At 73.3% G+C, this 17,757-nt stretch carries 16 protein-coding genes; 4 read left to right on the forward strand and 12 right to left on the reverse strand.

Annotated features, from left to right (window positions below):
- Nucleotides 1–4 precede the first annotated feature (4 nt).
- Complete coding sequence (locus tag V3C34_RS01060; RefSeq protein ID WP_346007819.1) at nucleotides 5–2,596, forward strand: multicopper oxidase domain-containing protein; 2,592 nt, start codon at nucleotides 5–7, stop codon at nucleotides 2,594–2,596.
- Nucleotides 2,597–2,611: 15 nt separating this feature from the next.
- Here the strand turns inward: V3C34_RS01060 and V3C34_RS01065 are convergent, their stop codons facing one another.
- The 4 genes from V3C34_RS01065 to ahpC all read right to left on the reverse strand — a co-directional run bounded on the left by V3C34_RS01065 (nucleotide 2,612) and on the right by ahpC (nucleotide 6,362).
- A complete protein-coding gene (locus V3C34_RS01065) occupies nucleotides 2,612–3,421 on the reverse strand; it encodes an alpha/beta hydrolase (RefSeq protein ID WP_346007820.1) in 810 nt (269 codons plus the stop codon).
- A 99-nt stretch (nucleotides 3,422–3,520) separates the two neighbouring features.
- Nucleotides 3,521–3,949, reverse strand: coding sequence for a cupin domain-containing protein (locus V3C34_RS01070; protein WP_346007821.1), 429 nt, complete (start codon nucleotides 3,947–3,949; stop codon nucleotides 3,521–3,523).
- 26 nt (nucleotides 3,950–3,975) lie between these two features.
- On the reverse strand, nucleotides 3,976–5,655 hold the full coding sequence (ahpF, locus tag V3C34_RS01075) for an alkyl hydroperoxide reductase subunit F (RefSeq protein WP_346007822.1): 1,680 nt from the start codon (nucleotides 5,653–5,655) through the stop codon (nucleotides 3,976–3,978).
- Nucleotides 5,656–5,795: 140 nt separating this feature from the next.
- Nucleotides 5,796–6,362: an alkyl hydroperoxide reductase subunit C gene (gene ahpC, locus V3C34_RS01080; RefSeq protein ID WP_068328331.1), complete on the reverse strand. Its 567-nt coding sequence runs from the start codon at nucleotides 6,360–6,362 to the stop codon at nucleotides 5,796–5,798.
- A gap of 307 nt (nucleotides 6,363–6,669) precedes the next feature.
- On the opposite strand from ahpC, the gene V3C34_RS01085 reads away from it, so the two are divergent.
- Nucleotides 6,670–7,836: a S1 family peptidase gene (locus V3C34_RS01085; RefSeq protein ID WP_346007823.1), complete on the forward strand. Its 1,167-nt coding sequence runs from the start codon at nucleotides 6,670–6,672 to the stop codon at nucleotides 7,834–7,836.
- 64 nt (nucleotides 7,837–7,900) lie between these two features.
- Here V3C34_RS01085 and V3C34_RS01090 read toward each other — a convergent pair whose 3' ends face one another.
- The 7 genes from V3C34_RS01090 to V3C34_RS01120 form a co-directional block, all read right to left on the reverse strand.
- Entirely contained in the window at nucleotides 7,901–8,629 is a 729-nt protein-coding gene (locus tag V3C34_RS01090) for an anti-sigma factor (protein WP_346007824.1), read from the reverse strand.
- Nucleotides 8,626–9,180, reverse strand: a complete 555-nt coding sequence (locus V3C34_RS01095; RefSeq protein ID WP_338539239.1) for an RNA polymerase sigma factor — start codon at nucleotides 9,178–9,180, stop codon at nucleotides 8,626–8,628. Before V3C34_RS01095 ends, V3C34_RS01090 begins: the two co-directional genes overlap by 4 nt.
- On the reverse strand, nucleotides 9,170–9,886 hold the full coding sequence (locus V3C34_RS01100) for a class F sortase (RefSeq protein ID WP_346008542.1): 717 nt from the start codon (nucleotides 9,884–9,886) through the stop codon (nucleotides 9,170–9,172). The genes V3C34_RS01095 and V3C34_RS01100 overlap by 11 nt, the downstream gene beginning before the upstream one ends.
- Before the next feature lie 49 nt (nucleotides 9,887–9,935).
- Complete coding sequence (locus V3C34_RS01105) at nucleotides 9,936–10,754, reverse strand: DUF4397 domain-containing protein (protein ID WP_338539238.1); 819 nt, start codon at nucleotides 10,752–10,754, stop codon at nucleotides 9,936–9,938.
- Nucleotides 10,755–10,897: 143 nt separating this feature from the next.
- Nucleotides 10,898–11,608 carry an exonuclease domain-containing protein gene (locus tag V3C34_RS01110; protein ID WP_346007825.1) on the reverse strand — a complete coding sequence of 237 codons (711 nt, stop codon included), beginning with the start codon at nucleotides 11,606–11,608 and terminating at the stop codon, nucleotides 10,898–10,900.
- Nucleotides 11,605–13,482: a DUF294 nucleotidyltransferase-like domain-containing protein gene (locus V3C34_RS01115; RefSeq protein WP_346007826.1), complete on the reverse strand. Its 1,878-nt coding sequence runs from the start codon at nucleotides 13,480–13,482 to the stop codon at nucleotides 11,605–11,607. Before V3C34_RS01115 ends, V3C34_RS01110 begins: the two co-directional genes overlap by 4 nt.
- Before the next feature lie 120 nt (nucleotides 13,483–13,602).
- Nucleotides 13,603–15,105 carry an amidohydrolase gene (locus V3C34_RS01120; RefSeq protein WP_346007827.1) on the reverse strand — a complete coding sequence of 501 codons (1,503 nt, stop codon included), beginning with the start codon at nucleotides 15,103–15,105 and terminating at the stop codon, nucleotides 13,603–13,605.
- A 32-nt stretch (nucleotides 15,106–15,137) separates the two neighbouring features.
- Between V3C34_RS01120 and V3C34_RS01125 the strand changes: the two genes are divergently transcribed.
- A complete protein-coding gene (locus V3C34_RS01125; RefSeq protein ID WP_346007828.1) occupies nucleotides 15,138–15,686 on the forward strand; it encodes a nucleosidase in 549 nt (182 codons plus the stop codon).
- Between the two features lie 40 nt (nucleotides 15,687–15,726).
- Nucleotides 15,727–16,140 carry a tetratricopeptide repeat protein gene (locus tag V3C34_RS01130; protein WP_245634852.1) on the forward strand — a complete coding sequence of 138 codons (414 nt, stop codon included), beginning with the start codon at nucleotides 15,727–15,729 and terminating at the stop codon, nucleotides 16,138–16,140.
- Nucleotides 16,141–16,346: 206 nt separating this feature from the next.
- On the opposite strand, the gene fumC is transcribed toward V3C34_RS01130, so the two are convergent.
- A complete protein-coding gene (gene fumC / locus V3C34_RS01135; RefSeq protein WP_068328298.1) occupies nucleotides 16,347–17,750 on the reverse strand; it encodes a class II fumarate hydratase in 1,404 nt (467 codons plus the stop codon).
- Nucleotides 17,751–17,757 lie beyond the last annotated feature (7 nt).

Below are 17,757 nucleotides of genomic sequence, written 5' to 3' on the forward strand. Positions count from 1 at the left end.
GGCGATGCGCGACCGGCCCGGCGTGCTGTGGCTCGTCGCCGCCGCGCTCACGGCGCTCGTCCACCCCTTCGTCCCCGACGCGACCTGGCTCATGGTCCACATGGTCGCCCTCGGCGCCCTCACCCACTCGGTGATGGTGTGGAGCACGCACTTCGCGACGACCCTGCTGAAGAACCACCCCGACATCGACCTGCGGGCCACGCAGAACAGGCGCCTCGTCCTGCTGCACCTCGGCGTCCTCGCCGTGCTCGTCGGCGTCCCGACGACCTGGTGGTGGTTGACCCTCGCCGGGGCGAGCGCCGTCGGCTCGGCCGTCTGCTGGCACGCCTGGCAGCTCGTGCGCCGGCTGCGCGGGGCGCTGCCCGGACGCTTCCGCGTCGTCGTGCACCACTACCTCGCGTCCGCGGCCTTCCTCCCGGTCGGCGCGACCCTCGGCGTGCTGCTCGCCCGCGGCCAGGGCGACGACATGCATGCGCGCCTGCTCCTCGCCCACTCCCTCGTCAACGTCCTGGGCTGGCTCGGCATCACGGTCACCGGCACCCTCGTCACCCTGTGGCCGACGATCCTGCGCGCCCGCATGGACGACGCCGCCGAGCGCCGCGCCCGCCAGGCCCTCCCGGGCCTGGTCGTCGGGCTGGCCCTGGCCTGCACCGGCGCCCTGCTCGGGTGGCGGTGGCTGCTCCTCGCGGGCATCGCCGGTTATGTCGCCGCGCTGCTGTGGAACGCCCGCTCGCTCGTCGCGCCGGCCCGGCAGAAGCCCCCGCGCCACTTCGCGTCGTGGTCGGTCATGGCCGGCGCCGCCTGGTTCCTCGTCGGCATCGCCATGATCGCCTGGCGGGTGGCGACGGCGGACGGGTTCCCGGCGATGGCCACCGGCTACGGACGGGTCGCGGCGGTGCTCGTCGTGGGCTTCGCGCTGCAGGTGCTCACCGGCGCGCTGAGCCACCTCGTCACCGCCGCCATCGGTGGCGGACCGCGGGTCGTGCGGATCGGCATCGCCGGCTTCGACCGGATCGGCATGACCCGCATCGTCATCATCAACGTCCCCCTCGCGCTCGCACTGCTGCCGGTCCCGGCCGGCACGCGGGTCGTGCTCACGACGCTCGTGCTCGTCGGGCTAGCGGCCAACATCTCGATCCTGCTCAGCACGATCAAGCGCCTCGTCGCCGCCCGCCGGGAGGCCGCGCTCGCCACCCCCGAGGACCGTCGGACGGGGCTGGAGCAGGGCCGGGCCGAGGCCGCCCGGGTGCTCGAGCCCCCCTTCCCCCGCACCCAGCTCATGGCCGGCGTGACCCTCGTGGCCCTCGCCCTGGCCGCCGGACCGGCCGTGCAGCCGGCCCTCGAGGGCGGCAGCGTGAGCGCCGCGCCCGCGACGTCCGTGGCCCCGACCGGCCACACGACCGAGGTCGCCGTGGAGGCCCGGGCCGACATGCGCTTCAGCCCCTCCCGCGTCGAGGTGCCGGCGGGCGACCGGCTCGTCATCACGCTCACCAACACCGACGGCAGCACCGTCCACGACCTCTACCTCGACGACGACACGCAGACCCCCCGCCTGGCGAAGGGGGAGTCCGCCACCCTCGACGTCGGCGTCGTCGGCGCCGACCGGCAGGGGTGGTGCTCCGTCACCGGGCACCGGGCGATGGGGATGACCCTCGACATCGTGGTGACCGGCGCACCCGACGGCGCCACCGCCGGCGCCACCGCCGACCCGGGCTCGAGCACGGGGGCGAAACCCCCCTTCGCCCTGACGCCCGGAGCCACGTGGCCGGAGGGCTTCGAGGCCGACGATGCCTCCCTCCCACCGTTGCCCGCGACGCGCACCCACCGCGTGACCCTGCGGGTGCAGGAGCAGGAGGTCGAGGTCGCGCCCGGCGTCACGCGCACCCGGTGGACCTTCGGCGGCAGCGCGCCCGGCCCCACGCTGCACGGACGGGTCGGTGACCGCTTCGTCGTCACCCTCGTCAACGACGGGAGCATCGGGCACTCGATCGACTTCCACGCCGGCGCCCTGGCTCCCGACCGGCCGATGCGCACCATCGGACCGGGCCAACGGCTGACGTACACCTTCACCGCCGAACGCGCCGGGATCTGGATGTACCACTGCTCGACGATGCCGATGTCGACGCACATCGCTCAGGGCATGTTCGGCGCGGTGGTCATCGAGCCGCCCGACCTGCCCGAGGTCGGCCGCTCGTACGTGGTCACCGCGTCCGAGCTCCACGCGGGCGAGGACACGAGCACGGACCCGTTCGCGACCGCCTTCAACGGGCGCGCCTTCCAGTACGACGCCGACCCGCTCACCGCCCGTGTCGGCGAGCGCGTGCGCTTCTGGGTCCTCGACGCGGGGCCGGACGGGCCGCTCTCCTTCCACGTCGTCGGCGGCCAGTTCGACACCGTCTGGGAGGAGGGGGCCTACCGCGTCGGTGGACCCGACGAGGTCGGCGGACCGGCCGCGGGATCACAGGTCCTGCCCCTGCTCCCGGCCCAGGGCGGGTTCGTCGAGCTGACCTTCCCCGAGGCCGGCCACTACCCCTTCGTCAACCACGTGATGACCGACGCCGAGCGGGGCGCGCACGGCATCGTCCGCGTGCGCTGAGCGGCCGGGTCCGCGTCAGGCCGTGGCGCGCTCGCCGGTCCGGGAGATCGTCGCCAGGACGACGTCGGCGACGAGGTCCGGGTGGTCGACCTGCGGGCAGTGGCCGCAGTCGGGCAGCGTCACGTGCGTCGCCGCGGGCAGTCGACGGCGCGCGACCAGCGCCTCGCTCGGCAGGAGCAGCCGGTCGGTGTCGCCCCAGGCGACGGTCGTCGGGACCGTGACGTCCTGGTCGAACCGCAGCAGGACCCCCCGGACGAAGTTCGGCCAGAAGCCCCTGGCGCGGCGCAGGTTGAGCGTGTCACCGACGGCGTCCTCGAGGGAGACCCGCTCCGGGTGCGTGTACAGCGAGCGGAAGGCGATCCTGCGGAACCACGCGTGGGCGAGGAGCCTGCGGTGCACGGCCTCGGGCAGGTGGCTCCCGAGCTTCATGAAGAGGAGGTTGGCGGCGACATTGGCCAGGTGCAGGGGCGGGAAGAACCCGGCCGGCGAGAGGACGGTCGCCGAGCGCACGCTCCCACGGTGGGCCAGCTCGAGCGACAGGGCACCCCCGAGGGAGTTGCCGACGACGTGCGGACGATCGAGGCCGAGACCGGCGAAGAGCCGCTCGAGCTGCTCGGCCTGGCTGCGCATGGAGTAGCCGTCCGGCGCGGCGGGCACCGGGGAGGAGCCATGGCCGGGCAGGTCGACGACGTAGACGTCGTGGCCGCGGTCGGCGAGGAGGCGCGGCACCTCACCCCACGCCTCACGCCGGTGGCCGATGCCGTGGACGAGGACGACGGGCTCGCCCACGCCCTCGAGGCGCGAGTACTCGACGGTGCTGTGCATGGACGCAGGTTACTCGTCGGTCACCTGCGACGCCAGAGGACGGCGAAGGGCGGGACGCACCTGCGTGCGTCCCGCCCTTCGTCATCGGTCCCGTAGAGCTCAGTGCTCGTGCGGGTCGGCCTCCTGGTCGGCCTTGGTCGCGTGGACGGTGCCCCGCACGTGCTCGGGCGGACCGTAGAGCGAGTAGACCTTGAGGGGCTCGTCACCGATGTTGGTGACGTTGTGCCACTGGCCGGCCGGGACCATGATGATGTCGTCGTCGCCGACCTCGCGGTCGAAGGAGAGGTCGTCCTCGGCAGGGCCCATCTGGACCCGGCCGCGACCCTCCTCGACCCGCAGGAACTGGTCGTGGTCGTCGTGCACCTCCAGGCCGATGTCGTCGCCGGGGGCGATCGCCATGACGGTCAGCTGCACGTGGTTGCCGGTCCACAGCGTGGAGCGGTAGTTCGAGTTCTGCAGCGTGGCCGACTCGATGTCGACGACATAGGGGGCGGGGCCGTGGTCCGAGAGGTCGATCTGCTCAGTCATGCTGTCTCCTCGTGGTGTGGGTCGGCTCAGGCGCTCGCGCCGACCGAGTCCGGCACGTCGATCTGGTCGCCGGCCTCGAGGGGGCCGTCGGCCGCCTTGGTCGCCGCGATCGCCGACTCCTCGTCGGGGGCGCTCGTGCGGATGAGGTGGTCGAAGGCGCTCAGCGACGCCGTCGAGCCGGCACCCAGGGCGGTGACGATCTGCTTGTAGGGCTCGACCGTGCAGTCCCCTGCGGCGAAGACGCCGGGCAGGCTGGTCCGGCCGACGCCGTCGATGACGATCTCGCCGCGCTCGGACAGCTCGACCGCGTCACCGAGCCACTCGGTGTTGGGCAGCAGGCCGATCTGGACGAAGACGCCCTCGAGGGCGAGCTGCTCGGACGGGCCGCCGTCGCGCGGCTCGAGCACCAGACCGGTCACCTTGCCGCCGTCACCGACGACCTCGGTCGTCTTGGTGCCGAGGCGGACGTCGACGTTGGGCAGCGAGCGCAGCTTGCGCTGCAGGACCGCGTCGGCGCGCATCTCGTCCATGAACTCGATGAGGGTCACGTGGCCGACGACGCCGGCCAGGTCGATCGCGGCTTCGACGCCGGAGTTGCCGCCGCCGATGACGGCGATGCGCTTGCCCTTGAAGAGCGGGCCGTCGCAGTGCGGGCAGAAGGTGACGCCCTTGTTGCGGTACTCCTCCTCGCCGGGGACGCCCATCGTGCGCCAGCGGGCGCCGGTCGCGAGGACGACGGTCCTGCCCGAGAGGGTGGCGCCGTTGGCCAGGTCGACGACCGTCAGGCCGTCGTCACCGGCGGACAGCCCGGCAGCCGCCTGGCTGCGGATCATCTCGACGTCGTACTCGGTGACGTGGCGCTCGAGGTCGGCAGCGAGCCTGGGACCCTCGGTGTGGGGGACGGAGACGAGGTTCTCGATCGCCATCGTGTCGAGGACCTGGCCGCCGAAGCGCTCGGCGACGAGGCCGGTGCGGATCCCCTTGCGGGCCGCGTAGATCGCCGCCGAGGCCCCGGCGGGGCCACCGCCGACGACGAGGACGTCGTAGGGCTCGCGGGCGGAGAGCTCCTCCGCGGCGCGGGCGGCGGAGTCGCCACCGGAGAGCTCGTCGACCTTGCCGACGATCTCGGCCAGCTCCATGCGGCCGGAGCCGAAGGACTCACCGTTGTGGAAGACGGTGGGCACCGCGAGCACGCCGCGCTCCTCGGCCTCGGTCGGGAAGACCGCGCCGTCGATGGCCGTGTGAGTGATCTGCGGGTTGAGCACGCTCATGAGGTTGAGGGCCTGGACGACGTCCGGGCAGTTCTGGCAGCTCAGGGAGAAGAAGGTCTCGAAGTGGTGGGCACCCTGCAGTCCCTTGACCTGGTCGATGAGGTCCTGCGAGGCCTTGCTCGGGTGGCCACCGACCTGCAGCAGCGCGAGGACGAGGGAGGTGAACTCGTGGCCCATCGGGATGCCGGCGAAGCGGACGGAGACGCTCGGGTCGGACACCCGGGTGATCGCGAAGGAGGGGACGCGCTCGTCGCGCTCGCCCCCTTCGGCCACGCGGCGGGTGATCTGCGCGCTCATGCCCTCGATCTCGACGAGCAGTGCGTCGAGCTCGGCGGACTTGGCCCCGTCGTCGAGGGAGGCGACGAGCTCGATCGGCTCGCGGAGGTTCTCGAGGTAGGCCTTGAGCTGGGTGGCGAGGTTCGGGTCGAGGGCCATGGTGTGGAGCGACTCCTGTCGGGACGAAGGGGGCGGCGCGAGGTGGTGCGCGGGTGCAGGGTGGGGGGCGACGGCAGGGCGCCGTCGCCCCCCTTCCGGATGCGGTGCCGGGCACAGCCCGGCGATCTGTCAGGGCTCGATCAGATCTTGCCGACGAGGTCCAGGCTCGGGGCGAGGGTCTCGGCGCCCTCTTCCCACTTGGCCGGGCAGACCTCACCGGGGTTGTTGCGGACGTACTGGGCGGCCTTGACCTTGCGGACGAGCTCGGCGGCGTTGCGGCCGATGCCCTCGGCGGTGATCTCGAGGAACTGGATCACGCCGTCGGGGTCGACGAGGAAGGTGCCACGGTTGGCCAGGCCCTCGTCCTCACGCAGGATGTCGAAGTTGCGCGAGATGGTCGCGGTCGGGTCGCCGAGCATCGGGTAGGTGACCTTGCCGACGGCCTCGGAGGTCTCGTGCCACGCCTTGTGCGTGAAGTGCGTGTCGGTCGAGACGGAGAAGACCTCGACGCCCAGGTCCTTGAGCTCGGCGTCATACTGGCCGGCCAGGTCCTCGAGCTCGGTCGGGCAGACGAAGGTGAAGTCCGCCGGGTAGAAGAAGAAGATCGCCCACTTGCCGGCGATGTCGGCCTCGGAGAAGTCCTTGAACTCACCGTTGATGTAGCCGGTGGCCTGGAAGGGCTTGATCTGGGTGTTGATGAGGGACATGCGTTGAGCTCCTGTGCATCTCGGGGTCAGTGGCTCCGACCCGCGTCGCGCTTGAGCGCTCCGTGGATTGGAACGATTCCAATCTAGCGGATGGCCCCCGAGGGCGCAAACCGGGTCCGTGAAATCCGGGTGAACTGCGCGGGGCGACTGGCGCGAAGTCCCCCGCGGGAGGTCAGCACCCGGCGTGCGCCGTCCTCGGATTCCGCCACCCGGCTCCGGATTCGGTCAGGTCCCGTGGCACAGGTCACCCCGGGGCGGCACCTTCGACTCACCGAGCCGGACACCCCGGCCACACCAAGGAGACGCCATGACACTGCGCAGCACCCTGTCCCTCACCGGAGCCCTCGTCGGCGCCGGCGTCATGCTCACCCCGGCCGCGACCGCGGCCCCCGTGCCCGACGACGGGATCAACCGGGCCGACCCGATGACGTCGTACGTCATGCAGCGCGACGGCAGGACGCAGGCCGAGGCCAGGAGCTACCTCGCGACGAAGGAGCGCAAGCAGGCCTCCCTTCGCTCGCTCGAGGCGAAGGGGGTCGACGCCGACGGGGCATGGTTCGAGGGGACCCAGCTCGTCGTCGGCGTGGGCACCGCCCGGGACGCCGCCAGGGTGCGCGCCGCGGGGCTGCGCCCGAGCACGACCGTGAGCCAGAGCGCCCTCGACCGGGTCGCGGCCACCGTGCTCAGGCGGGCCGGGTCGCAGTCGGGACACGTCGTCACCGTCGGCCCGAACCTGCAGCGCGGCGTCGTCGAGGTGCGCATCGCCGAGGACGCGCCGACCGCGCTGCGCCAACGCATCGCCGCCATGGACCGGGTCACCGTCACCACCGCCGACGCGCTGAGCACCCAGGCCGATGTCGTGCCGGGCCGGATCATGGACCTGTCCCCCGGCACCAACTGCAGCCTGGGCTACCCGGGCAGGACCTCCAGCGGCAACAACGTCCTGCTCACCGCCGGCCACTGCGTCGAGGGCCTGCCCGCCGTCCTCGACGCCAACGGCACCCACATCGGCAGCGGCACGCACAGCCGCTTCCGCGAGGGGTACAGCAGCGTCGACATGGGCCTGATGGACATCGACACCGAGGACGTGGGCCAGCCCTACGTCGACAGCCGCGGCCACTCGGGCTACTACGCCGTGCAGGGCGCGAGCAAGAACGCCGTCGGCTCCGAGATCTGCAAGGCCGGCAACACCACGGGCTGGACCTGCGGCACGATCAAGGCCTACAACCGCACCGTCAACTACGGCGGCACCATCGTCTCCGGCCTCGCCGAGGCGAGCGTCTGCACCGAGGGCGGCGACTCCGGGGGCGCGTACATCGGCGTCGGCAACCTCGCCCAGGGCATGACCTCCGGCGGCCCGGTCGGCGTGGAGTGCGGGTACAACCGCGGCTACGCGGCCGGCTCGTACAGCTTCTACCAGCCGGTCGTCGACGCAGCGAACTACTACGGCGTGCGGATCGACGTCGCCAACTGACCCCGGTCCGACGACGGCGAAGGGGGTGGGCCGCCCGGCCCACCCCCTTCGTCCTGCCCGGCGGTCAGGCGTCCTCGGCCAGCGGACCGCGGACGAGGCTGTCGCCCGAGTGCTCGGGACGGTCGTCGAAGGCCTCGTGGGAGATGTCGACGATCACGTAGCCCTCGTCGAGCAGCGACTGGGTGATGGGGAAGGACTCCACCCCCTCGGCGGCGTCGAGCACGCCGACGGAGACCATGCGCTCGCCGTCGCGGTTGATGAGCCACACCTCCGCGTACCCATCGGGGACGGAGACATCGCTCGCGGAGACCTGCAGCGAGACGCGGCCGTCCCGCTGCTCGACGGTCGCGGACCCGCGACGCTCACCCGTGTCGAGGGTGTCGAGCTCGGCCGCCGCGATCGTGCGCTGCTCGGGTTGCCCCAGGCGGTCGGCCACCACGGTGCCGCCCACCCCGAGGAGGACACCCGCGACGCACGCGGCGGCGAGCCAGGCCGGCGCGGGCCGGCGGGCACCACCCCGGCGGGCACGGCCGACCGCAGGCACGTCCCGCTCCTCGTCGAAGGCCTCCGCGCGGATGCCGGACCAGACGTTCGACGGCGGTGGGGCGAGGGCGGTGCCCGCGGAGTCGCGGGTCACGGCCACGGTCCGCCGGAGGGCGTCGAGGTCGCTGCGGCACTCGTCGCACTCGTCGACGTGCTGCTGCTCCGGGGCCGAGACGGGCTCCCCCAGGGCGATGTCGACCAGCCGGCCCTCACCGAGGTGGCCGTCGGGGACGGGCTCGAGGCGGGTCACGGGCTCACCTCCTCGAGGTGCTTGCGCAGGTGCAACAGACCTCTCCTGACATGGCTCTTGACGGTCCCGAGCGGCAGCTGGAGTGCTGCGGCGATGTCCTCCTGGCGACGGTCCTCGATGACCGCCATCCGGATGATCGTGGCGCGGGGGTCCCCCAGGGACTCCAGCACGTCGGCCAGGTAGACCTGCTCCGCCACGTCGGCGGGAGGGGACACGGGCAGCCCACCCTCTCTCGTGAATGCCTGCTCGTCGCGGGTGCGACGCGCTCGCGCCGCGTGGTGGTCCGCGCAGCGCCGACGCGTCACGGTGGCCAGCCACCCGCCGAGCGACCCGGCGCCCGGCGTGAGTGACGAGCGGGCCTTCCACAGCGCGACGAAGACCTGCTGGGTGATGTCCTCGGCCTCGTGGTGCTCACCGACCGAGCGCACGGCGATCGTGTGCACGAGGGCACCGAAGCGCTGGTACGCCTCGGCCAGTGCGTCCTCGTCGCCCTCGACGAGGCGGCGCATGAGGTCCTCGCTGGTCGCCGCCTGCAGGGGGTCACCCGTCACGCGACTCACTATAGGTCGGGGTCGCCGGCCCGACCGGTGTCGCGACCGCGACGACGTTGTCCTCGTAGCTGCGGGTCCGCGGGTCGAACTCACCGCCGCAGGTGACGATGTGGAGGCGGGCCGGGCCGGTACGGGCGAAGAGGACGTCGACATCCAGGGCCTCCTTCGAGTGGTGGTCCACGCGGCGGACCTCGTACTGCAGCTCCTCGTCGCCCACGGTGACGGTGACCCGGTCGCCCCGTCGCACCTCGTCGAGGCGGGACAGGGGCCCGACCTCGTCGGCGGTGTCGGTGTGCGCGGAGATCACGCTCGCCCCGGTCGTCGACGTCGGCCCGGCACCGAAGCGGTACCACCCCGCGGTCCCGGGGTCCTCGGGTATGGCCATCGCCCCGGCCTCGTCCACCCCCACCGGTCGCACCGGCAGGGTGGCGCCCAGCGAGGGGATCGCCAGGCGCGTGGGCGGGGACGGCGCGGGGGCAGGCGCGGCGGGGGTCGCCGGCCTCGTCCGGGGTCCGGTCGCCGATGGGGTCGACGCGACGGCCGGGCCAGGCGACGGGGTGGTCGCCCCTGACGAGCGGGCGGCCGACCCCGCCGACGCGGTGGGCGCGAGCGCCTCCCGGGTGTCGGCGGGGTCGGTGAGTCGCGACGGGGAGGAGAGTCCGTCGGTGACGCCGTAGCCGACGCCGCCTGCGAGCGCGGCGGTCATGACGACCACGACGGCTCTCCTCCTGCCGGGACCCGTGCGAGGAGCCATCTCAGTCGCGGACGGTGGCCCGGCGACGGGTCAGGATCAGCGCGGTCCCACCGGCCAGCACGGCAGCGGCGCCGGCGGCACCGATGCTCGCGTAGGAGCCGGTGTCGGACTGACCGCCGGTGCCGCTCGGGACGCCGTCGGGCGAGCTGTGCAGCCCGGAGACCTCCTGGACGGCGAGGTCCAGGTTGTCGTCCTCAGCGGAGCCCCACGCGTACACGATCGTGTTGGTGCCCTCCTTGAGCGTGACGTCGGCCGGGCCGATGACGACGTCGTCGGTGCCGGCGAGGACCACGTCGGCCGAGACGGTCCCGGCCGCGAGGTCGGTCGTGCCCTCCTTGGGGTTCGTCACGTCGGCGAAGGCGACCTCACCGTTGGCGCGGACGTCGACCGCCGGGGCCGCGGCGGTGTGCCGGACGGTCAGGCGGGCCTGCCCGGGCTCGGTGGCGGACACGTCGTTGGCGAAGGGGGTGAGGACAGGGGTGCCGTCGGCGTCCAGGTGGGCCGCGACGGTGATGTTGGTCCCGGCCTCGACCGCGACGTCGTCGGCCTGGATGACGGCGTCGCCGTCGGCGCCGGCACCGGCCGCGGTGACCTTGAGGTCGTACTCCCCCGCGGGCAGGGGCATGGGGTCGGTGATCGTGCCGGGCTCGAAGCCCTCGAGCAGGACGTCGCCGTTGGCGTAGACGTCCACCGTGGCGCCCGGCACCCCGTGCAGGATGCTCACGGTGGCGTCGCCGTCGGCGGCGAAGGCCGGGGCGCTCAGGGCGGTGACGAAGCCCGTGGACAGTGCGGCGATGGCGAGCGGTCGGGTGAGTCGCATGAGGGTGCTCCTGGTCTCGGTGGGGAGACGCTGCTTTGCGTCCTGCCCTTACTTCGCCCCACCCCCCTCGCAGGGATGCACCCCACCGGAAGTTTTTTTGGCGACGGCCGACCGGGGTCGTCGTCGCGGGTGCCCGCGGACCCTCAGCGGGCTCGGATCGTCTTGAGCGTCAAGGGTCTGCGCACCCGCTCGGCGAGCTCGGCCACCTGGGCGAGGTACAGCTCGGCGCAGCCCAGGGCGTCGGCGAGCGGGTCGTGGGGGCGGTAGCGGGGCAGGCCGAAACGCTCCCGCGAGGTCTGGAGCCGCAGCTCGCCCGCCCGGGGCTCGGGGCCGGTGCCGAGTGCCCCCGCGAGGACCCGGCGCTGCAGGTCCAGGGTGTCGACGCACGTCGCGGCAAAGGGCGCCGCGAAGACCCGGTCGCAGGCAGCGGCGAGGAAGGTGGTCTCGATGGAGGCGTGGTGGGCGAGCAGGACCCGTCCGGTGAGCGCGGCGAGCAGCTCGGTGAGCGCGTCGGCCTCCGGTTGGCCGGCTGCGACCGCGTCGTCCGTCAGGCCGTGCACGGTCGCCGACTCCCCGACGCCGGCGTCCGCAGCCACGACGAGACGCCGCGCTCCCCCGAGGTCGACGGCCGGCCCGTCGACCGGCACCCAGGCCATCGCGACGATCCGGTCGCTGCCGGCGTCCAGGCCGGTCGTCTCCAGGTCGAGGGCGAGCAGGGGCAGCTCGGCCACCGGGGTGTCGGGCGAAGGGGGTGGCACCGCCAGGTGGTCCCGCAGCGGGCCGGCCGGGGCCCGGCGCGCGGCGGCCTCGCGCCGCCGGGCCGAGCCGCCGCCCGGGTCACGCCACCGGATCATGCGAGGTGCTGCCCGGGGTGACGCTGCGCCAGGCCCCGCTGGGCCTCGCGGACGATGTGGAAGGCCTCGCGCAGCGCGCGGCGCTCGAAGGTCGTCAGCTCGTCCGGGGAGAGCCAGGACGTCGGGGGGAGCCCGGCGACCTCCCTTCGGGACTGGTGGGCCAGACGCACGTGCGAGATGAACTCGAGCGCGTCGACGAGGCCCTCCGCCGTCTCCGGGGAGAGCCCGCCGGGCCCGGCCACGGCGCGCAGCCGGGCGCGGGTGTTGACGACGGTCAGGCCCGAGCCCAGCGCGTGGACGCGGGCGAGGTCGACGATCGCCCCGACGCCGCCGCGCTTGAGGTCGAGCATGTCCTTGTGCTCCCCGCTGCGGGCGAGGACGAAGCCGCGGAAGAACCCGAGCGGGGGTTCGTTGGCCACGGCCTGGGCGGCCAGGTGCGCGAGGAGGTTGCGGGCCTGCGGCACCCGGGCGGCGACCCCCTCGACGAGGCGGGCGTGCAGCTCGTGGTCGCCGGCCAGCGGTCGGGAGTCGAAGAAGATGCTGGCGCCGAGCACGGCATCGGGGACCGGCTCGTCGAGCCACTGGCGGAACTCGGCGCGCCAGCCCGAGAGTCGTTGGTGCCAGCGGGGGTTCGTCGCCATGACGTCACCGGGGCAGCGCGGGTGCCCGGCCGCCTCGAGCCCCGCCACCACCTGCGCGGCCAGGGCGGCGACGTACTCCTCGGCACCCTCCGGGGCGTCGTCGGCGATGATCACCGCGTGGTCCTGGTCGCTGCCGAGGGCCTGCTCGTGCCGGGCGCGGGAGCCGAGGACCATCCAGCACATCCGGGGCGCGGGGCCGAGCCCACGGGAGGCGAGGTCCTCGTGGGCGAGGGCGATGAGGCGGCGCTCCACCGCGTCGCCGACCGAGGTGACGACCCGGGTGATGCCGTCGGCGCTCACGTCCTGCTCGAGCAGCTGCTGCACGAGCCTCGGTGTGCGGGCAGCGATCGCGACGACCCCGTCGACGTCGGGCTGCTTGGTCACCTCGCCGACGATGTGGACGGCGTTGGCGCGCTCGAGCCGCATGAGGTCGGTGGCGGTGACCACGCCGACCGGGCGGCGCCCCTCGACGACCGGCAGGTGGTGGACATTGGCCCGCGTCATCGTCAGGAGCATCTCCAGCGCCGGGGCGTCGACGGGCGCGACGATCGGCTCGCGCGTCATCACCTCGCGCACCGGACGGGCCGGGTCGACCCCGGCGGCGACCACCCGGCGCCGCAGGTCCCGGTCGGTGAGGATGCCGACGAGCACGTCGTCGTCGACGACGAGGAGGCTGGAGACCCCTTCGTCCGTCATGACGACCGCCGCCTGCGCGATGCCTGTCCCCGACCCGACGGTGATGGGGGCGCGGTGGACCAGGTCACGGGCGGAGGTGCGCATGATCGCCTCGCCGTGCCGGCTCGTCGCGACCGCCGTGGCCGCTGCGCGCAGCAGGCCCGCCCGCTGCACCTCGAAGTGGTCGGCGAAGCGCGGCTGCTCACGGCGCAGCTCGTGGAAGACCTCCGCCGGCATGTGCAGGCCGAGCGTGTCCTCGATGGCGACGACGTCGAAGCGCGACGGGTTGCTGCCCACGAGGGTCGTCGAGCCGCTGGCCCACCCCTCGGCGCCGCGGCTGACGAGCCGTCCCTCCGCGTCGCGGGTCTCGACGGCTCCCGAGCGGATGATGATGAGCTCGTCGCTGTCCCGCCCCACGCTGATCAGGTGGCTGCCGCGGCGGTGGTAGCGGACCCGCAGGCGGCGCGCGAGGTCCCGGCGCACCCGGTCCGGCAGCGCGTCGAAGGGGGCGTGCTGCGCGAGGAAGTCGACGACCTCGGTCAGCTCGGTCTCGGCCATGCCCCCATGGTGGCAGCCCGGTCCCCCGCATTCCCCTAGGGCAATGCGCAGGTCGGCGACCGCTCGTCTGCATTGCCCTAGGGGAATGCAGCGTCTCGGGGCAGGGCGGGCGCCGCCGGATCAGGCGGAGTGGGTCAGGCGCCCGGCGACGAAGGTCGCGAGGACCCGGGTCGTGCGCAGCAGCGCGGCCTGCTCGGCGGTGCCGGACAGGCCGGCGGGGCGGGCGCCGTCGTCGACGAGCGCGAGGTCGGCCGGGCCCCCGACTGCCGGCGCGGCCACTCCGTCCGTCGAGGCGAGCAGGGCCTCGCGCGGGGTGATCGCCTGCTCGGGCGCCCAGGGCTCGCGCTCGTCGGCGCTGCGGTGGACGGCGGCCGACATGGCCAGCCACGGGTCGAGCGGCGCGACGGGCGCGTCCGAGCCCAGGCGAAGGGGGATCCCCGCATCCGCCATCGACCGCAGGGCGAAGCAGCGCTCCAGCCGGTCGGGCCACAGGGCCTCCGTCGAGTCGCGGTCGTCGAGCAGGTGGGCCGGCTGCACGCTGGCGACGATCCCGAGCTCGGCGAAGCGGCCGAGCGCCTCCATGCGCACGAGCTGGGCGTGCTCGATGCTGCCGCGCGCGCCGCTGGCGGCGTAGGCGTCGAGGGCGTCGAGCAGGGCCGCGTCGCCGATGGCGTGCACGGCTCCGTCGAGGCCGTGGGCATGTGCCCGGGTGAGCATCGCGGTCAGCTCCTCGGGGTCGACATTGCGCTTGCCCCGTGGGTCGCCGAGGTCGTCGTCGGTGACGAAGGGCTCGCAGCACCACGCGGTGCGGGTGTTGAGGGAGCCGTCCGTGATGACCTTGAGCGGACCCATCGTCACCAGGCCGGTGGCGTCGAGGACGTCACCGGTGCGGGCACCGGCGGCGATCGCGTCGTCGAGCCCCTCCGGGTACGTGCACGTGCGCACCCGCAGCAGGTCGAGCCCCGCCGCCGTGCGGGCCGGCCACTCCAGGCGACCGGTCTCGAACTCCATGTCGGCGACGCCGACGACCCCCTTCGCCGCGGCCGCTCGCATCGCGCCGTCGAGGCTGGCGCGCACGACGGCCGGGTCCTCCGGCAGGTCCGCGAGGCGCGAGTAGATGGGGAACCAGTCGTCCTCGTCGAGGTGGCCCTCGCGCACCGGCAGCCCGAGCGCGCGGAAGGCGGCGCTGCTCAGCCAGCCCGCGTGGCAGTCACCGCTGATGAGGATGACCGGTCGGTCGCCGACGACGGCGTCCAGCTCCGCGGTGCTCGGGAGCCGGTCCCAGCCGGCTACCCGCCACCCGAAGCCCTGCACGACCGCGCCCGGCGCCGGACGCTCGATCGCGAGGTGTCGCGCGACCCTCGCGGTGACCTCGTCCGGGCTCTCGGTGTCCGAGACGTCCACCCTTCGCGCCATCGCGGCCCACTGGCCGAAGTGCACGTGACCGTCCCACAGACCCGGGATCACCAGCGCTCCCCCGGCGTCGTGCACGGCCGCGCCGCGGGCGGCGAGACCGGCGCCGATCTCCACGATCCGCCCTGCGTCCATCCGGATGTCGACGGGCGGGGCGTCGGGTCGCAGCCGGGCGCCGGTGAGCAGCGCGTGCGGGGCGAAGGGGGTCATGCCCGGCACCCTACGACGGTTACCGTGGCGCCATGCACCTGCTCGTCGTCGCCGCGATCGCGGCCGAGGCCGCCCACGTCCCCGAGGACGTCGAGGTCCTCCTCACCGGCGTCGGCAAGAGCCTCGCGGCGGTCGCCGTGACCCGTGCGGTCTGCGAGCACCCGCACCGCGAAGACCTCGTCGTCGTCAACATCGGGACCGCCGGTGCGCTGCGCCCGGACGTCACCGGGCTCCACGAGATCGGCACGGTGCTCAACCACGACCTGTCGGCCGAGCCGATCCGCCGGCTCGGCCTCGACCCGCGGGAGCGGCTCGAGCTGGACCCCGCTCACCCTACGACGCTCGCGAGCGGGGACCTCTTCGTCACCGACCCCGCGGTCCGCGACCGGCTCGCCGAGCAGGCCCACCTCGTCGACATGGAGGGCTACGCGATCGCCCTCGCCTGCCAGGAGCTCGGCGTCCCGGTCCATCTCGTGAAGATGGTGAGCGACAACGCCGACGAGACCGCGCACGACTGGTCGGCGGCGGTCGACGGGTGCGCGCGCGAGCTCGCGGCGTGGCTGGCCGACTTCGCCAGGTGATGGGAATGGTTCTCGACTCGTCGGGGTTGAGCACCACATGATGACGCGCAACGACACCCTCTACGGCTTCGAGCGGTACGAGCGCGCGAAGCACGCCTTCGATGCCGCCCGGTACACCGATGCCGCTCGCGAGCTCGAGGACTTCCTCATCGACCTCGCCGCGGCGCGCGCCGGTGGCGACGCGGACCCGATCGGCCACGGCACGGCCGAGCTGCACCTGCTGCTCGCCCGCGCCTACTTCCACTCCGCGCAGCTCGGGCGGGCCGAGTCCGCCTGCCGCCAGGTCCTCACCGAGGCCCCCGACGACGCCTACGCGCACCTGCTGCTCGGCCGCACCCTCCAGCGGGCCGGGCGCCACGACGAGGCGCGCGGCCCCCTTCGCCTCGCCGAGCTGCTCGGTGACTACGCGACGCCGGCGGACGCCGCCGCCGAGGTGGCCGACGAGGGCTTCTGAGCTGGCGCCCCACGTGTCCCACGATTCTCGGGTGACCCGAGAATCCTCGGGTTTGCAAGAGTTTAAAACGCTTGCGAACCCCGGGAAAGTCGTGCTCAGCGGCGCACGTCGTCCGCGTGCGATCGGTCAGGACGTCTGGGCCCGTCCACGACGAAGGGGAGGGGAGACGACGCGTCTCCCCTCCCCTTCGTGCTGCCGGCTGGGCGTCAGCCGGCGCTCGGGTGCGTCATGTCGGCCGGGACCACCCAGGCGTCGAAGTCCTCGCCGGAGATGTCCCCGGAGGCGAGTGCCGCCTCGCGCAGGCTCGTGCCCTCCTTGTGCGCCTTCTTGGCGATCGCCGCGGCCTTGTCGTAGCCGATGTGGCGGTTGAGGGCGGTGACGAGCATGAGGTTGCGGGCGAGGTTCTCCTCGATCTTCTCCGTCACCGGCTCGATGCCGACGGCGCAGTTGGTGTCGAAGGAGACGCACGCGTCGGAGATGATCCGGATCGACTCGAGGACCGCGTGGGCCATGACCGGCTTGTAGACGTTGAGCTGGAAGTTGCCCTGGCTGCCCGCGAAGCCGACCGTCGCGTCGTTGCCGAAGACCCGCGTGGCGACCATCGTCATCGCCTCGGCCTGGGTCGGGTTGACCTTGCCCGGCATGATCGAGGAGCCCGGCTCGTTCTCCGGGATGGCCAGCTCGCCGATGCCGTTGCGGGGGCCGGAGGCGTACCAGCGCACGTCGTTGGCGATCTTCATCAGGGCCCCGGCGAGTGTGCGCAGGGAGCCGCTCACCTCGACGAGCGCGTCGTGGGCGGACAGCGCGGCGAAGAGGTTGGGGGCCTGCACGAAGTCGTGCCCGGTCTCGGCCGCGATCTTGGCGGCGCAGAGCGCGCCGAACTGCGGGTGGGCGTTCAGGCCGGTGCCGACCGCGGTGCCGCCGATGGCCAGCTCGCGGGCCCGCTCGTCGGCGTGCCTGACGGCGTCGAGGGCGAAGTCGATCTGCGCGACCCAGCCGTCGATGACCTGGCCGAGGGTGACCGGGGTGGCGTCCTGCAGGTGGGTGCGCCCGACCATGACGACGTCGGCGTACTGCGTGGCCTTGGCGGCGAAGGTCTCCCGCAGCTGCGTGACGGAGGGGTAGAGGCGCTCGGCGAGGTCGAGGACGATCGCGATGTGCATCGCGGTCGGGAAGGTGTCGTTGCTCGACTGGCCGCGGTTGACGTGGTCGTTGGGGTGGACCGGGGTCTTGGATCCCATCTCGCCGCCGGCCATCTCGATGCCACGGTTGGAGATGACCTCGTTGGAGTTCATGTTGGACTGCGTGCCCGAGCCGGTCTGGAAGACGACGAGCGGGAAGTGCGCGTCGAGGTCACCGGCGATGACCTCGTCGGCGGCCCGGGTGACGAGGTCCGCGACGTCCTGCGGGAGCTCGCCGAGCTCGGCGTTGGCCAGGGCGGCCGACTTCTTCAGGACACCCAGGGCGCGGATCATCGAGCGGCCCCACACGAAGGTGTCCCGACCGATGTCGAAGTTGCCCAGCGAACGCTGCGTCTGCGCCCCCCAGTACTTGTCCGCGGCCACCTCGATGGTGCCCATGCTGTCCTTCTCCGCGCGCATCTCAGTCATGGGGCCA

The sequence above is a fragment of the Janibacter terrae genome, from assembly GCF_039636765.1.
GTDB lineage: Bacteria > Actinomycetota > Actinomycetes > Actinomycetales > Dermatophilaceae > Janibacter > Janibacter terrae.

What these genes read in the sequence shown, in the direction of transcription:
- V3C34_RS01060 (WP_346007819.1), top strand. Translation starts at nt 5, where the DNA reads ATGCGCGACCGGCCCGGCGTGCTGTGGCTCGTCGCCGCCGCGCTCACG.
- V3C34_RS01065 (WP_346007820.1), bottom strand. Translation starts at nt 3,421, where the DNA reads ATGCACAGCACCGTCGAGTACTCGCGCCTCGAGGGCGTGGGCGAGCCC.
- V3C34_RS01070 (WP_346007821.1), bottom strand. Translation starts at nt 3,949, where the DNA reads ATGACTGAGCAGATCGACCTCTCGGACCACGGCCCCGCCCCCTATGTC.
- ahpF (WP_346007822.1), bottom strand. Translation starts at nt 5,655, where the DNA reads ATGGCCCTCGACCCGAACCTCGCCACCCAGCTCAAGGCCTACCTCGAG.
- ahpC (WP_068328331.1), bottom strand. Translation starts at nt 6,362, where the DNA reads ATGTCCCTCATCAACACCCAGATCAAGCCCTTCCAGGCCACCGGCTAC.
- V3C34_RS01085 (WP_346007823.1), top strand. Translation starts at nt 6,670, where the DNA reads ATGACACTGCGCAGCACCCTGTCCCTCACCGGAGCCCTCGTCGGCGCC.
- V3C34_RS01100 (WP_346008542.1), bottom strand. Translation starts at nt 9,886, where the DNA reads ATGACCGCCGCGCTCGCAGGCGGCGTCGGCTACGGCGTCACCGACGGA.
- V3C34_RS01105 (WP_338539238.1), bottom strand. Translation starts at nt 10,754, where the DNA reads ATGCGACTCACCCGACCGCTCGCCATCGCCGCACTGTCCACGGGCTTC.
- V3C34_RS01110 (WP_346007825.1), bottom strand. Translation starts at nt 11,608, where the DNA reads ATGATCCGGTGGCGTGACCCGGGCGGCGGCTCGGCCCGGCGGCGCGAG.
- V3C34_RS01115 (WP_346007826.1), bottom strand. Translation starts at nt 13,482, where the DNA reads ATGGCCGAGACCGAGCTGACCGAGGTCGTCGACTTCCTCGCGCAGCAC.
- V3C34_RS01120 (WP_346007827.1), bottom strand. Translation starts at nt 15,105, where the DNA reads ATGACCCCCTTCGCCCCGCACGCGCTGCTCACCGGCGCCCGGCTGCGA.
- V3C34_RS01125 (WP_346007828.1), top strand. Translation starts at nt 15,138, where the DNA reads ATGCACCTGCTCGTCGTCGCCGCGATCGCGGCCGAGGCCGCCCACGTC.
- V3C34_RS01130 (WP_245634852.1), top strand. Translation starts at nt 15,727, where the DNA reads ATGACGCGCAACGACACCCTCTACGGCTTCGAGCGGTACGAGCGCGCG.
- fumC (WP_068328298.1), bottom strand. Translation starts at nt 17,750, where the DNA reads ATGACTGAGATGCGCGCGGAGAAGGACAGCATGGGCACCATCGAGGTG.